Origin of the sequence: Variovorax sp. J2P1-31, assembly GCF_030317215.1 — a bacterium.
Classification (GTDB): Bacteria; Pseudomonadota; Gammaproteobacteria; order Burkholderiales; family Burkholderiaceae_C; genus Variovorax.
In genome coordinates this window covers 1,129,154-1,143,399 of the sequence record NZ_JASZYA010000003.1, presented here as the reverse complement: position 1 = coordinate 1,143,399, position 14,246 = coordinate 1,129,154, and the positions used below count along the sequence as shown (strand labels likewise).

Annotated in this window: 11 protein-coding genes and 3 pseudogenes; 5 read left to right on the top strand and 9 right to left on the bottom strand. The window is 62.5% G+C overall.

Features of this window, described 5'->3' with window-relative positions; genetic code table 11:
* Positions 1-17: 17 nt before the first annotated feature.
* Entirely contained in the window at positions 18-980 is a 963-nt protein-coding gene (locus QTI20_RS25255; RefSeq protein ID WP_286556153.1) for a LysR family transcriptional regulator, read from the bottom strand.
* 132 nt (positions 981-1,112) lie between these two features.
* Between QTI20_RS25255 and QTI20_RS30800 the strand changes: the two are divergent.
* Positions 1,113-4,654 (top strand): annotated as a pseudogene (locus QTI20_RS30800) (indolepyruvate ferredoxin oxidoreductase family protein).
* 81 nt (positions 4,655-4,735) lie between these two features.
* On the opposite strand, the gene QTI20_RS25240 reads toward QTI20_RS30800, so the two are convergent.
* The 3 genes from QTI20_RS25240 to QTI20_RS25230 form a co-directional block, all read right to left on the bottom strand.
* A complete protein-coding gene (locus QTI20_RS25240; protein ID WP_286556147.1) occupies positions 4,736-5,950 on the bottom strand; it encodes a multidrug effflux MFS transporter in 1,215 nt (404 codons plus the stop codon).
* Positions 5,951-6,012: 62 nt separating this feature from the next.
* Positions 6,013-6,318: a hypothetical protein gene (locus QTI20_RS25235; RefSeq protein ID WP_239467157.1), complete on the bottom strand. Its 306-nt coding sequence runs from the start codon at positions 6,316-6,318 to the stop codon at positions 6,013-6,015.
* A 14-nt stretch (positions 6,319-6,332) separates the two neighbouring features.
* Positions 6,333-6,836 carry a MarR family winged helix-turn-helix transcriptional regulator gene (locus QTI20_RS25230; RefSeq protein WP_076196692.1) on the bottom strand — a complete coding sequence of 168 codons (504 nt, stop codon included), beginning with the start codon at positions 6,834-6,836 and terminating at the stop codon, positions 6,333-6,335.
* Positions 6,837-6,896: 60 nt separating this feature from the next.
* Here QTI20_RS25230 and QTI20_RS25225 point away from each other — a divergent pair, with 60 nt between their 5' ends.
* From QTI20_RS25225 to QTI20_RS25210, 4 genes are all read left to right on the top strand, one after another.
* Positions 6,897-7,457, top strand: a complete 561-nt coding sequence (locus tag QTI20_RS25225) for a PaaI family thioesterase (protein ID WP_076196690.1) — start codon at positions 6,897-6,899, stop codon at positions 7,455-7,457.
* A 77-nt stretch (positions 7,458-7,534) separates the two neighbouring features.
* Positions 7,535-7,726: a hotdog family protein gene (locus tag QTI20_RS25220; protein WP_286556143.1), complete on the top strand. Its 192-nt coding sequence runs from the start codon at positions 7,535-7,537 to the stop codon at positions 7,724-7,726.
* Positions 7,723-8,727 (top strand): aldo/keto reductase, encoded by a 1,005-nt coding sequence (locus QTI20_RS25215; protein ID WP_286556141.1) that lies wholly within the window; start codon positions 7,723-7,725, stop codon positions 8,725-8,727. Before QTI20_RS25220 ends, QTI20_RS25215 begins: the two co-directional genes overlap by 4 nt.
* 568 nt (positions 8,728-9,295) lie before the next feature.
* Entirely contained in the window at positions 9,296-9,727 is a 432-nt protein-coding gene (locus QTI20_RS25210; protein WP_239467156.1) for a nuclear transport factor 2-like protein, read from the top strand.
* A gap of 250 nt (positions 9,728-9,977) precedes the next feature.
* On the opposite strand, the gene QTI20_RS25205 is transcribed toward QTI20_RS25210, so the two are convergent.
* The 5 genes and pseudogenes from QTI20_RS25205 to QTI20_RS25185 all read right to left on the bottom strand — a co-directional run.
* Complete coding sequence (locus tag QTI20_RS25205; protein WP_083686084.1) at positions 9,978-10,955, bottom strand: helix-turn-helix domain-containing protein; 978 nt, start codon at positions 10,953-10,955, stop codon at positions 9,978-9,980.
* A gap of 82 nt (positions 10,956-11,037) precedes the next feature.
* The gene (locus tag QTI20_RS25200; RefSeq protein ID WP_286556137.1) at positions 11,038-11,433 is read right to left on the bottom strand and encodes a VOC family protein; all 396 of its coding nucleotides are present in this window, start codon (positions 11,431-11,433) and stop codon (positions 11,038-11,040) included.
* Positions 11,434-11,471: 38 nt separating this feature from the next.
* The gene (locus tag QTI20_RS25195) at positions 11,472-11,924 is read right to left on the bottom strand and encodes a cupin domain-containing protein (protein ID WP_286556135.1); all 453 of its coding nucleotides are present in this window, start codon (positions 11,922-11,924) and stop codon (positions 11,472-11,474) included.
* Between the two features lie 821 nt (positions 11,925-12,745).
* Positions 12,746-13,427: pseudogene (locus tag QTI20_RS25190) on the bottom strand (IS110 family RNA-guided transposase); the annotation flags it as partial.
* A 339-nt stretch (positions 13,428-13,766) separates the two neighbouring features.
* Positions 13,767-14,163, bottom strand: a pseudogene (locus QTI20_RS25185) (integrase core domain-containing protein); the annotation flags it as partial.
* Positions 14,164-14,246 lie beyond the last annotated feature (83 nt).

The window sequence follows — 14,246 nt, the reverse complement described above, 5'->3', positions numbered from 1 at the left end:
CGCTTAATTGCCTGACCTTACGTTGCCGAGGCAAGCTTTCGCTGCACTCCGGGCGTCAAGCGCTGCGCAGCGTGCTGACGTACCAGGTCCATCAGGATGCGCATTGCCGTGGTCGGCGTGCGATCGGCCATCCAGACCATGCCGAGGTCCACCTGCACTGGGTTCTGGTTCGGTGCATCCCAATGCTCGACCGTCAGTTGCGTCAGCAGCCCCGCCTGGATCTCGTGCTCGAACAAGGAGGCCGGCGCAATGATCGCGGCATCGGAGCGCATGACGAACTCCTTGAGCACGGCAATGCTCTCGCACTCGAAGACCACGGGGAGCAGCTCAACGTGGGAGAAACCGAGCGCCTCGGACAGCCGGCGCCGGATGGGATGCGGGATGTGAACACTGGCGAGTTCCAACCGAAGCAGCTGTTCAACGCTGATGGTCGGGTGACGCGCGATCGGGTGATCCGCACGGCATATCACCATGCTGCCGTAGCTGCCCAGTGGCTCGATTTCCCAAGGTCCGCTCGCAGGCAGTTCCTGCACGTCGGATAGGAACAGATGGATGTCGCCCGCCTCTAGTCGCTGCAGTAGCGCCGCGCTGTGATCGACCTCCAATCGGAACCGGACCTTGTGGAATGCTTGTCGGGCCTGCGTGATGACGGGCACCGTGAACAAGACAGCGGTGTAAGGCCCGGACCCTAGCGCGAGCGTTCCGACTTCCCCGCCGCGAAGCAGCCCGGCCTCTCGGCTCAAGTCTGCGGCCGACGCCAGCAGCCGGCGTGCCAACTGAAGGATGCGCTCCCCGTCTGCGGTGATGTAGACGTGGCGCGAATCTCTGTCAAACAGCCGAAGCCCCAACTGCGCCTCCAGCGCACCGACGCTGCGACTGAACGCGGACTGCGACAGGCACGCGCGTTGCGCCGCGCGCGCGAAGTGCCGCTCTTCCGCAAGAAAGACCAGGTGCTGTAGCTCACGGACGTTGGGGAGCATCTGAAGACGCCATTCAGGTTCAACAAAGGTTTCATTGCGTTTTTCGCAATGAACTCTGCTAATTATCTCATTGGACACATTGAAACCCGGTTCACAGAATCAGGGGGCACAGCAAAGTGCCAGGAGACAAAGATGGGAACGCTTCAACCGCGTCCGCAGACCACGCTGCAAGACAAATACGCTGCCCAGGACCAATGGGTCTACATGACGGGCATGCAGGCGTTGGTGCGCCTACCGTTGCAGCAGCGTGCCCGCGACCAGGCTCAAGGGTGGAATACCGCCGGCTACATTTCCGGGTACCGTGGCTCGCCCATGGGGCGCTACGACATGGATCTGTGGGCCGCCCAGCGAGAGCTTGACGAGGCCAACGTGGTGTTCCGTCCCGGCCTCAACGAAGACCTGGCGGCCACCGCCATCTGGGGTAGCCAACAGGTCGGGAACTTCGCTGGTGCAAAGGTCGACGGCGTGTTTGGCATCTGGTACGGCAAAGGCCCCGGAGTCGATCGATCCGGCGATGTGCTTCGCCACGCCAATCAGGCGGGCACCTCGCCCCGGGGCGGCGTCATCTGCTTGGCCGGGGACGACCATGGCGCGAAGAGTTCGACGGTCGCCAACTTCTCCGATCCGATCTTCATGGCGGTGGGCATCCCCGTGCTGTACCCGTCGAACACGCAGGAGCTGCTGAACTACGGCCTGCATGGCATCGCCATGAGCCGGTACAGCGGATGCTGGGTCGCGATCAAGGTGGTCACCGACGTGGTGGAAGGTGGGGGATCGGTGCGGGTCGGAGTGCACACCCCCGAAATCCGACTCCCTGAGGCGCCCGCCATGCCTGCCGATGCTCAAGGAAAAGGCGTGCACATTCGCGCCATTGACATGCCGCTTCCGCAAGAGGCCCGGCTCTACAACGTTAAGATCCGCGCCGCGCTGGACTATGCGCGCCTCAATGGCCTGAACCACATCAGCGTCGCTCCAGCGGTTGCTCATGCACTGATCGTGTCCTCGGGCAAGGCGTGGCAAGACCTTCAGCAGGCCCTGGCCCACCTCGGCTGGAACGAGCCGCGGCTGGAGCGTGCGGGCATTCGACTGCTGAAGATCGGCATGACCTGGCCTCTCGATCCAGACGTTGTGCGCACCGCTGCATCGGGCGTCGAGACCGTCATCGTGGTGGAGGAAAAGCGCCCGATTCTGGAGGACCAGATTCGCAGCATCCTGTACGGCCAAGCCAGTCCGCCGGAGGTGGTGGGGAAGCACATGCATGGCAGCGTGTTCGACCCTGAGCGGGGACCGGTGGCCTTTCCCGATCATGGGGAGATTTCTCCGCCGATGGTTGCCCAGGTACTCCAGAAAGTGCTGGGTCACCTTGTCATCGATGCTCTGGTCTCGCCTTCCACGGGTGTACCAAAACCTCACGCCACAACGCAAAGCACCCTGGAGACTAGCCCATGAGCAAGCCCAACCGCACCCCCAGCTTCTGTTCCGGCTGCCCGCACAATCGCTCGACGCGCGTGCCAACGGGCAGTCGCGCGCTTGCCGGCATCGGCTGTCACACCATGGCGATGTTGGCCGATCCGCTGACCACCACGACGGTATCCCACATGGGCGCGGAAGGCGTGATGTGGCTGGGGCAGCAGCCATTCACCGACGAGAAGCACGTCTTCGCGAACCTTGGCGATGGCACGTTTTCGCATTCGGGATTTCTGGCTGTACGCCAAGCCATCGCGGCCGGCGTGCCGATGACGTACAAAATCCTCTACAACGGATTTGTCTCGATGACCGGCGGCCAGGCCGTGGAGACCGGCCTGAGCCCCCAGCAGATCGTCGGCGCACTGGCGGCAGAAGGCGTGCGCAAGATGGCCATCGTGACGGACGAGCCGCAGAAATATGAAGGCATCGCATTGCCGGACGGCGTGGCGGTGCATCATCGGAGCGAACTCGACGCTGTTCAAAAAGAGTTTCGGGAATACGGGAACGTCTCTGTCATTCTCTATGACCAGCCCTGCGCTACCGAGCGGCGACGGTTGCGCAAGCGCGGCAAGTGGCACGACCCCGACAAACGCAGCTTCATCAACCCTGCCGTTTGTGAAGGCTGCGGTGACTGCGGCAAGGCCTCCAACTGCATGTCCATCGAGCCTCTGGAAACGGCACTCGGTCGCAAGCGCCGCATCAATCAAGGCACCTGCAACAAGGACTTCTCCTGCGTCGAGGGGTTTTGTCCCAGCTTCGTCACGGTCTCGGGCGGCCAGATCAAGAAGAACCTCCAGCCTGCATCGTCGCCACGTCGTCAATGGCAAGGAGAGTTGCCAACGCCGGCCATCGCGCCGATCGAGCAGCTCCACAGTGTGCTCATTGCCGGCATCGGAGGCACCGGTGTCGTCACCATCGGTCAGACCTTGGCCATGGCCGCCCACATCGAGGGGTACTTCAGTTCCAACCTGGATGTCACCGGCCTCGCGCAGAAATACGGTGCAGTTCATTCGCATGTGCGGTGGGCACCGCAGCCGGACTTCCTGCATGCGACCCGAATCGCCCAGGGTGAGGCGCAGGGATTGATTGGGTGCGACCTCATCGTGGCGGCGTCCGACGATTCGATGGCAAAGCTGCATGCCGTGGAGGGGGCGGCCGTCGTCTGCACCGACATCATTCCGACCGCCGAGTTCGCGCGAAATCCAGACTGGAGCGTGGACACCGACGCCCTGATCGGCCAGTTCCGCGAGCGACTGGGCCAGCGCGTGCTGTTGCTCGAAGGACAGCGGCTCGCAACGACGCTGATGGGCGACCCCATCGCCGCCAACATGTTCATGTTGGGTGCGGCCTGGCAGCTAGGTCACATCCCTTTGTCTCTGGAGTCGATTGACCGGGCGATCGAACTCAACGGCGTTGCAGTCCCCATGAACAAGGAATCCTTCACATGGGGCCGGCGTGCCGCCGTCGATCTGCCGCAGGTGGAAGCCATTGCCCAAGCCCGCACGCCATCGAATGTGATGCGGTTCGTCCCGCGCAAGAAGCCGGTTGTCGATGAGATCCTGGCGCATCGCAGCCAACATCTGAAGGAATACGGTGTCAATGCGCTGCTGTCGCGATACACAGCGCTGATCGACCGCGTGCGTCAAGCCGAGACTCGTCTCGGCAGCACCAGCGGGCTGACCGCGGCAGTTGCGCACAGCTACCACCGCCTCCTGGCGGTCAAGGACGAATGGGAGGTGGCCCGCCTGTATACCCACCCGGATTTTCAAGCGGCGCTGGCGGAGCAGTTCGAGGGGGACTACACCATCCGCTTTCATCTTGGCTCGGGGCCTTTCGCTCGCCGCAACAAGGCCACCGGCGCTTTGGAAAAAACAGAAGTCGGCCCATGGATGTTGCGCGTGTTTGGTGTGATGGCGAAGTTGCGCGGCTTGCGCGGTACTTGGTTCGATCCATTCCGCTGGAGTTCGGAACGAACTCTGGAACGCGAGCTGGTCCAGCAATACGAGCAGGACATAGAACGCCTGCTCACCGGGCTCCGGCCAGATTTGCTTTCTCTCGCCCAACAGATCGCACAGTGGCCCGACGGTGTGCGGGGCTATGGCCACGTCAAGGCAGGCAACGCCGAACAGGCCCAGCGCAAGCGCCGTGACCTATGGCAGCAATGGGATGACGCTCATGGCTTGAGGCCGATAGCTCGGAGCGCCTGAGACCGGTTTGTGGGGGTGTTCGTCAACCGACTGCTCACCGAAGGCGTGCACCTGGACAGAGGGACTGGGGGATGGCTACGGCTATCTGGCGCGAGGCTGCCCCCCGAACGCCAACAGCGACAACGCCAAGCTCGTCACCAGGACGATGCAAAAAGCCAGGTAGGCAGGAATCGGCAGCGCTGAGGCAATTCCGATGGCGAGGGCCGCACAGCCCATCTGCAGGAAGCCGAGCAAGGCCGACGCAGCCCCGGCCTGATGTCCGAAGGGCTGCAGCGTGATGGCAGTTCCCAGCGGGTTGATCATGCCCATGCCCAGCAGGAACACTGTCAGTGCCGTCGAGAAGTAGTAGACGTCATGCGGGCCGGCCAGCAAGGCGACGCTGCCCGCAAACGCGACGATGATCCCGGTCCGCGCCGCGTGCGTCGGTCCCCATCGGTGCGCCAGCCGCGGGGCCAGCATGCCGGCGCCGAAAACCACGAAGACAGTGGAAGCGAAGAACAGTGCCAGTCCAAGCGGCGAGAAGCCGAAACCCTCCATCAGAATGGCCGGCGCCATCGCGAAGAACATGTACAGGGAACCGATGACCAGACTCACTGACAGCGCGGGGGCGATGAAGCGGCGGTCGAACAGAAGTTGTCCATACGTCTTCGCCACGGCAGAAAGCGAAAGAGCCACGCGTCTATCGGCACGGTGCGTTTCTCCAAGGCGGAAGAGGTAATGAGTGCCCAGCAGAACGGCCAACACACCCACCATAACGAATGTCGCCCGCCAGCCCAACAAACTGTTCAATGCGCCTCCCAGCAGCGGAGAGAAACCTGGCGCGGCCGCCATGGCCACCATGATCAATGAGAGTGCGCGCGCGAGCACTTCGCCCTCGAACAGGTCACGCGCAATGGCGCGGGAAAGCACGGACGTTGCGCACACGCCAAGCGCCTGCACGATGCGACCGGCTATAAGCTGAGGAAGGTTGACCGCCAGTGCGCAAACGGCGCTGCCGACAACAAACGCTGCCAGTCCACACAGCACCAACTGCTTGCGGCCGAATCTGTCTGAGAGAGGCCCAACGAAGAGCTGGCCCACGGCGAAGGCCACGAAGAACGTGCCGAGCGTTGCACTCAGATCCTTCACTGAGGTTCCAAGCTCGGCGCCCATGCTCGGGAATGCGGGCAGGATGATGTTGGTGGCCAACGAGCCTAGGGCCCCCAGGCCGGCGAGCATCAGTAGCAATTCACCGGTCAGCGGCACCTGCGGTCTCAGGCTGCCGTCGCCTGTCGCTACGTGGGTTTGCTTGTGCATCACTCGGTCGTCTGTTGAACGGTCGGAGGCGGCGTGGATCGCGTCGTCCACTGGCGGGACGGTCACGACGACGCCTCATCCAGGTCGAGAATTTCACAGTCAGGGACTGATCGGGCGATGTTCGAACGAATATCGGCCGCATCGAGTCCCCAGCGTTCCTGCTCATCGAGCAGGCTGACTTGATGGTTGACCAGCACAACGCGGAACAGCGTCAGCCGCGCGAGGTTCCTCGTCGGCACTGCGCACAGTGTGGTGTGTGCCTCCGGGGCTGGTAGCACCAGGCAACTATCCCCGGCATTGATCACTCTCACGCGTGCGCCTTGCGGGAAGAGTCGGCCCTCCACTTGGGTGTCCTTGAGGAACTGCATCATCGACTCCAAGGCTATCTCCGGGATTGCCTGCTGCGATCACCGCTGTCAACTGATTCAGCGTTGTCTTCGGCGGAACTTTGGGGATCGTCATCGAGGCATTCGATGCAGGCGTCCAGCAGCTCGTGCAGCGCGGCGACGCGCGCGATTCCCAGACGCTCGTTGAGCGCCAGTTGCGCCGCCTTCCAGGCCCGCTGCCCTTCGGCCTGCTTGGCTCGACCCGCTTCTGTGGCCTCCACCAAGCGGCTGCGCGCATCGCTACCCGCACCGATCTGCAGCCACCCATGCGCCACCAGCGGCCGCATGTTGCGCGTCAACGTCGAAGCATCCATGTGCATGCGTTTGGCCAGTTCGCCCGGACGAATAGGCCCAAGTCTGACGACGTGTAACAGCAGCGCGTACTGCGTATTCTTCAGTCCCGTCTCGCTGACGTGGTAGTCGTAGTGACGCGTCACCATGCGAGTGAGCTGGCGGAGCTTCAGGTTCGTACACCCTTGCGGCTTGGCGGCGTTCTTCATGTGCTACATTGTATATGCAACCTTTGTATATGCAATCGCGTCGAGCGAAAGGAGTGACGGATGGAAGTCGACGACGTAGTAGCCCGCTGGGAAGCGGACGAAGCGCGCGTGCGCGCGCGCCAGAGTGCTCCGGGCGCAGAGCCCAAGGGAAAGGTCTTTGGCCGCTCGGGCATGGAGATGTTCGAGGCAATCTTCTCGGGCGAGCTGCCCCCTCCGCCGATCAACGACACGGTCAACATCCTGGCGATCCACATCGAACCCGGAGTCGCCGTCTTCCAGGGGCGACCGCAAAGGCGCCTCTACAACCCGCTCGGTACCGTGCATGGCGGCTGGTTCGCCACGCTGCTGGACTCTGCCGTGGGGTGTGCCGTGCATTCGACGCTACCCGCCGGCAAAGGCTTCACCACCCTGGAACTCAAGGTGAACATGCTTCGCGCGCTCAACGATCAAGTGCCGCTGGTGCGTGCGGAAGGCAAGTTGATCCACGCCGGACGGCAAGTTGCCGTGGCCGAAGGTCGGATCGTCGGCCCCGACGGAAAGATCTATGCGCATGCAACCACGACCTGCCTCATCTTCGACCAACCCGCTCTCACGACAAGGAGTTCCGATGAGCAAGCCTGAAATCGTTCTTTGTGCGCCGGTGCGCACGCCGATCGGCACCTTTGGTGGTGCGTTGAAAGACAGGCGACGAGTTGCACGTGGAAAGCGAGGTGCTGGAAGTTCGCCAGTCCAAGTCCAGGCCCGAGCAAGGGCTGGTCAAGGTGGGGACGAACAGCCTGAATCAGGACGGGGGCGTCGTGCAGATTTCCGTCGGCAATGTGGTGGTTCCGCGCCGGTCGGCATCGTCGGTTGAGCCGCAGCACGATATTTCTCAAAGGAGCGAAGCATGAAATACACCGTCTTTGGAAAAACCGGCCTGCGTGTGTCGCAAGTCGCATTGGGCACTGGCAACTTCGGCACGGGCTGGGGTTATGGTGCCGACCCCGATGCCGCAGAGGCCGTCTTCAACGCCTATGCCGAGGCCGGCGGCAACTTCATCGACACGGCAGACGTTTACCAGTTCGGTCAATCGGAAGAACTGCTCGGCACTCTGCTGCAGGGGCGGCGCGAGGACTTTGTGCTGGCCACCAAGTTCACCAACGGCGCCGTGCCGAACGCGAACCGGTTGGTCACCGGCAACAGCCGCAAAGCACTGGTGGCTTCCGTGGAGGCGAGCCTCAAGCGCCTCAAGACCGACAGGATCGACATCTACTGGGCGCACCATCCCGACGGCGTCACGCCCATCGAGGAGATCGTCCGCGGCTTCGAGGATCTGGCGCGTGCGGGCAAGATCCTCTATGCAGGCTTGTCGAACTTCCCCGCCTGGCGCCTGGCCCGTGCAGTCACCCTGGCTGAACTGACCCACGCGGTACCCATTGCGGCGGCCCAGTTCGAGCACAGCCTGGTGCGCCGTGAGCCCGAGGCCGACCTGTTCCCGGCCGCGCGCGCCCTGGACCTGGGCGTGGTGACCTGGTCACCGTTGGGAGGGGGCATGTTGACCGGCAAGTATCGGCAAGGAGAAAAGGGCCGGGCTGAAGGCTTTGGCGGCCGGGTCTTCCAGTCGGAGAACTCGGCGCAGCGCACGCAGGTTCTGGACACCGTGCTGGCTGTTGCAAGCGAGTTGGGCGTCAGCGCAGGCCAGGTTGCCATTGCCTGGGCCGGCACGCATGGGGCCGCGCCGATCATCGGACCGCGCTCGGTTGCCCAACTGATCGACAACCTCGGTGCGCTGACGGTCGACCTCTCGGCCGAACAACTCCATCGCCTTGATACCGCAAGCAGCCTCGTGCCATCGGCGCCGTCACGGTCGCCGGTTCCCTGGGCCGGAGAACTTACCGAAGTCGTCGCCTGAGCTGAGCCTGCCGCTGTAGATAGCAGCAATAGTCGGCGATCCATCCTGGAGGTCGCTGCCAACGAACGGCCACGTGCAATCGCGTGGCCGTTGGCTTTTGCAGAACTTGGTGCTCGCCTGGTATCGCCCAACCATCCGTCCGTCGAGCCGCTAGAGCCTCCTCGTTCGTGGCTTTGCTGCTGGGCGTGCTCGACGCAGACCTCTTGCACCGCTCCGACCAGCGTCGTCCAGAGCCTCTTGGCCCGTTGGTCCGTCATGAGTCTGGACCCGCCCAATCGACCATAGCAGTTGCGGCGGATGCGTGTGCTGGATCCCGACCCCGATCGGCGCCTAGCCCGACAATCAGATTGATGCACATGGGCAACTGCGCAGGGCTTCAACGGCGTGAAGCCGCTCTCTCGAAGCAGTTCACTGCGTCCCAGGAGGCGCACCGACCTTTGCTCGGGAAAACCCGCTCTTTGCGCGTCCAGTCAAGCACGACTTCCCTTTGAACGCAGTCCATCCCGGTCGCGCTGCGTATCGTTCTTCGGTTCATAAGTTCACGGCCCTGAGCCGAAAGGAGACAACGATGCCCCTGCATATTCAATCATCACCGCGGCGCGCATTCCATCAAGGCGCGCTGGTGCTTGCCGCAGCCCCGCTGGCTATCCTGTCCGGCGAGGCTGCCGCAGCCTATGCCTCTACCGAAACTGTGCTGAAACATCACCTTGGTGCGTTTGCCAAAGGCTTGGACGAAATCATGCAAGACTATTCCGACTCTTCGATCCTCCTCACGCATGACAAAAAGTATCACGGCAAGGAGGAGATCCGGGGCTTCTTCGACGGTTTCCTGAAGTCGGTCAAGCCAGGCTTCTGGGAAGCCTTCAAGATCAATGCGCAGGCGATCGACGGCGACGTGGCCTATCTTGTTTGGGACGCGAAGCCCTTCGTGAATATCGCGACTGACACCCTGGTGGTGCGCAAGGGCAAGATCGCGGCTCAGACGTTCACTGACGGCTAGGTCTTGCTCGAACTTTTGAAGGACTGAATCGATAGCGGTCTTTCCAGTGAAACAGCGTTGCATGCGCGCCGGGCGAGATTTCCATCTGCTGCTGCGGCGCCCATGTTGGACCTACTTGCGCCGGACGCGCGCACTCTGATGAGAGCGGGTTGTCGCTCAGCCTAGTAGAGAGCGAGGAGCTAGGTAGCCGTTAGTAGCGGTGGAACCGCGAGTTGCGTGCCAGCCGTGTCTTGAAAGGGGCCCGCACGAGCTATTGCGGAGCCGTCTCGCGAAACTCCCGAGGCCCGACGCCATACTGCAGCTTGAAGATCCTCGTGAAATGCGAAGGGTCCGCGAATCCCCAGGTATAAGCAATCTCCGCGACGCTGCAGTCCCGATAGGTCCGGCTGCGAAGGTCGTCCCTGCATCGCTCTAGTCGTTGCGTTCTGATCCACACTGAAGCGCTCACGCCGATCTGAGCAAAGAGCATGTGTACGTATCGCGGCGACATGTTGTTGGCTGCCGCGATACTGGTCGGCGACAGGTGGTCGTCCTGCAGGTGGGCGAGAATGTAGTCCTGCAGTTGCTTCAGGTAGCGCGATGACAGTCCGCGCTGTGGCGCCTCGACGCGATGGCACATCGCCGCGGTCAGCAACTCCAGCGTGGCACGCCGTACGCCGGCATTGTCGCCTTCGGTGAAGAGTTCCAGTTGATGTGCGAGGCTGTCGATGTGCGAATAGAGAACCGCACCGATTCCGACGCGGCTGTCGATCACCGTACCGGTGAATCCCGTGCCACGGGGAAGTCGCTCCTTGACCTCCGCCCAAGGCAGTACTAGCGACACCTTGTGCAGACGTTCCATCACCGTGAATTCGGCTGGCTGCGCGCTCGTCCAGATCACCAGGTCTCCCGCACCCAGGCTGATATCCTCTCCCGCGAAATGGAATCTCTCGCGCCCAGCCTTGGTAATCTGCACGCCGATGTAGGGGACGGGCTCACGGCCGACAAATTGCGGCAGCCGGCTTCCCGAGCAGGGGTCGCACACGCACTCGACCGCGCGCAGGCCGTTGATGTCGCGGCTCCGAATGCTCGCCGAGAAACCGTCGGCGACCGATTCGGTGACCTGCCAATGGCCGTAGTTCTGCGTGAGGGCGGCTTGCCACGCGTCAGTGGCCTCGGACCTGCGGATGCCGGCGGTCGACCAGTGCTGTACCGTCAAGGGGCTCTTCATGCTGGCGTTTGCTTGCATGTTGTCTCCGTTGTGCACGTGACCCCGATGGGTCGCGATGCAGAATATCCGGGAGCGGCGCGGGTGCCGAGGGGGTTTGCACTCAGTGGTAGTGACCGCGGCGCTCTAGCACTTCGATTTTGTACCCGTCCGGGTCCTGGATGAAGAAGAAGCGCGCAAGCAGTTCTTCCCCGCGCCTGAATTCCTTCACATCTCCGGGCTGATAACCCATGCCCAATAGGCGCGCCCTCTCGGCGTTCGCATCGTCGACCACGGCGGCGATGTGCCCGTAGCCGCTGCCGTGGGTGTAGGGCTCCTCCCTGCCCTTGTTCAGCGTCAACTCCAGTTCGAATTCGCACTCGCCGCTGCGCAAGTAAACCAGCGCGAAATCCGGAAAGTCCAGCCGATGGGACTCGGATAGATCCAACAGGTCGGCGTAGAAGCGTATTGAACGATCCAGGTCGGCTACCCGGATCATGGTGTGGATGATCTTGGACATGAGGGAAATCGGAGCCCGAGTTCAAGGCACTCGATCGTCTACCTATGCGCGTCGACGTGCGCCTGCCAGGCGCCCTGCGCCTCTTCCCAGCCGATGTTGGCAATCACGCTTGCATCGGGGTTGATGAACGCGAGCGGCCCGGAAAACGTCATGTAGAACGCGCTCGGGACGGGGAAGTAGGTCTTGTCGTGGCGCGCGCCGGAAGACTCGAAGCCGTAGCCCGGCGCCAGCGCCGTATCGCCTCCTTCGGCCTTGCCCCCGCGCACGTCCATGCGGCCCTTGTAGAGGAAATATTCGCCCGGCCCGGTGTGGAAGTGCGCATTGAAGGACGAGCCCTCCGGACACTCGAACACGGCCGTCCAACTGCTAGCCTCCGGCGAGACGTAAAGCAGCCTCCAGGTGATGCCCCCCTTTGAAAAGGCGTCGGGAAAAGGCGCCCACGGCATGTCGTCTATTTGGACGTACTCTTCCTCGGCTTTCATTTTGGCCATTTGTTCTGTCTCCTTGCTCGCAAGAGCTTCAAGTGATTGCACGGACATCGGCACCCCGCAACGACGAGCCGACGGAACGCGCGCCCTGGGACTGCGCGAAGGCATGTCTTGGAACACGCTCACACAAACGATAGGCGGTGCGGGCGCGAACGACTGGGGCTTGCAGGAAGTACTGCTTGACTGCGCGCGAACTCCACGGATTGAAGGTCTCCGGGTTAACGCGAATACCGGGGGGTACCCGGCAGTGAGTATTTGCGGCCGTCGTGGAAGACGTCGGCGCATGCGGCATTTGTGAGGCCAGGGCGACCGCGGTGTTCGGGAAGTGCTCTGTGCCGGAATTCGGGCCTAGCCGGGCGCGCGCAATCCGGGGCTTCGAGGGCTATGCGATGGTGCTCGTGTCTGCGGCCACGAGGTAAGCGCGCGGTGATCCCGTCTTGAGTTGCGGGCTTGTGTCCATGACGATGGTGTCCACCAAGAAATAAGTGGAGTAGTGAACACGATGCTCCTAGCCCTGGTAGCGGGGATCAAGATGGGTTGGCCGGACGTAGATGAACGCCCCCTATGCCAGTCTCTCAATTCATGGCGACGCGAAGGTGAAGATTGCTCCCGTACATTCGGACTGTGAGTGCAGCTTTTGGCCGCGGTCCCTGATGGGATCTGCTGGTTGACGCCTCGATCGCTTACACGCACTCTAGGTGCCTCGTCCGGCGCGGGCTTGGTCAACCACGGTCTTACCGTCTTGCCATCACTTCATGATCACCTGAGCAATCGGTGGTATTTCTCCCCGAAGTTGTTTTGCGACTTTCGCGACTGGCCTTCGATCACGCGACCTCGGCCGCCTTGCTATAACCCGTCTCGTAGAGCCGGTCATGAGCCAGCAGCGCCCAGACGATTCGAGCTTTCTTATTGGCCAACGCGACCGCCGCGACATTCTTGTTGCGTCGCTGCACCACTGCGTTAACCCAACTGCACGGATCCGCCTTCTGCCCCGCGCGATTGATGACCGACCGCGCACCATGTATCAGCAAGGTGCGAAGGTAGCCGTCGCCGCGGTTGCTCATGCCCAGTAGGTTGGACTTTCCTCCAGAGGAATGTTGCCTGGGCACCAGGCCCAACCACGCCGCCAGTTGCCGGCCGCCGTCGAAGTTCTTCGCATCCCCGATGGAGGCTACCAACGCGCTCGCTGTGATCGGACCGATGCCGGGCACCTGGGCGAGCTTGGTGTTGAGATCGCTACTTCGATGCCATGCTTTGGTCTGCGCCTCCAGCTCTTCGACCTGCCGCCCAAGTTCCTTGAGGTGGTCGAGCAGCCGCTGGATGAAGACGCGAAAGGAGCCAGGCAATTCGTTGTTGGCATCTTCGATCAGCTCCGGGACTCGAGAGGCGATGTAGCCGATGCCTTGGGGGACGATGAGACCGAACTCGCCGAGGAGGCCACGGATCTGATTGGCCTGCGTCGTGCGCGCCTTTGCGAATCCCTGGCGCCCGGTGCAACGCCAACACTATCTGAGAAAGTCTGTACCGAGCAGATAGTCTACTGTTCGATTGAGGTGAGTGCCTAGTAGCTCGCACGCGAGCTGCGGCCTCCGTTCAACAACCGCTTTCGCTAACTCTTCATGCTCACTGTTGAGATCACGCTGCACGGTTCGCGTGCAGCAACGATAGCCATCGATATCTCTCACTGTGACCCGCCTAGCGTTGGGCAATCAGCGGGAGCAGCTGCGGGTTGGCCGCGGTGGTTGCCGCCAGGCCCCGCGCAGTCCACTGCTCCCACAGTTGCCCCCTGTGCTTGAGGCTCAGGCTTCGCGACTCCTGCCCGTGTCAAGATAGTTGTCGCCTGAGTCATGCAGCCAAGCGCTGTTTACGTAAGCGGTCCACGTCGGCCGCGGCCACGCTGTCACGCTCCGGATTCAGTGTCACCGCGCCCGCTGGTGTTCAGTTGCGCGTGCTGCGCGCCCAGTGCGCCGGATGGCGCTCGCGCGCCTGGGTGTAGAGCGCGTGCGATCACCGCATCAAGGCCAGCATGGCGCTGTGCAGGCGTGACGTAGCGAATGCCGCTATGGCGATGTTCGACGCTGTACCAACGCACGAATGCACTGGCCCAGGCGGCGAGCAGCGTGCAGGTCGCCAAAGCCCTTGGCAGGAACTCAGGGCGGTACTTGGCGGTGCGAAACCGCGACTCGGCATAGGCGTTGTCATCGCTCACCCGCGGCCTGGAGTACGACGGCTTCACAACCAGCAGATCGGGCAGCGGGTGTTTGTCGTGCACGTTGGCTGCGCACACCCTCACACGTTTGACATGGCGAGCCGGCGACCTCGCAA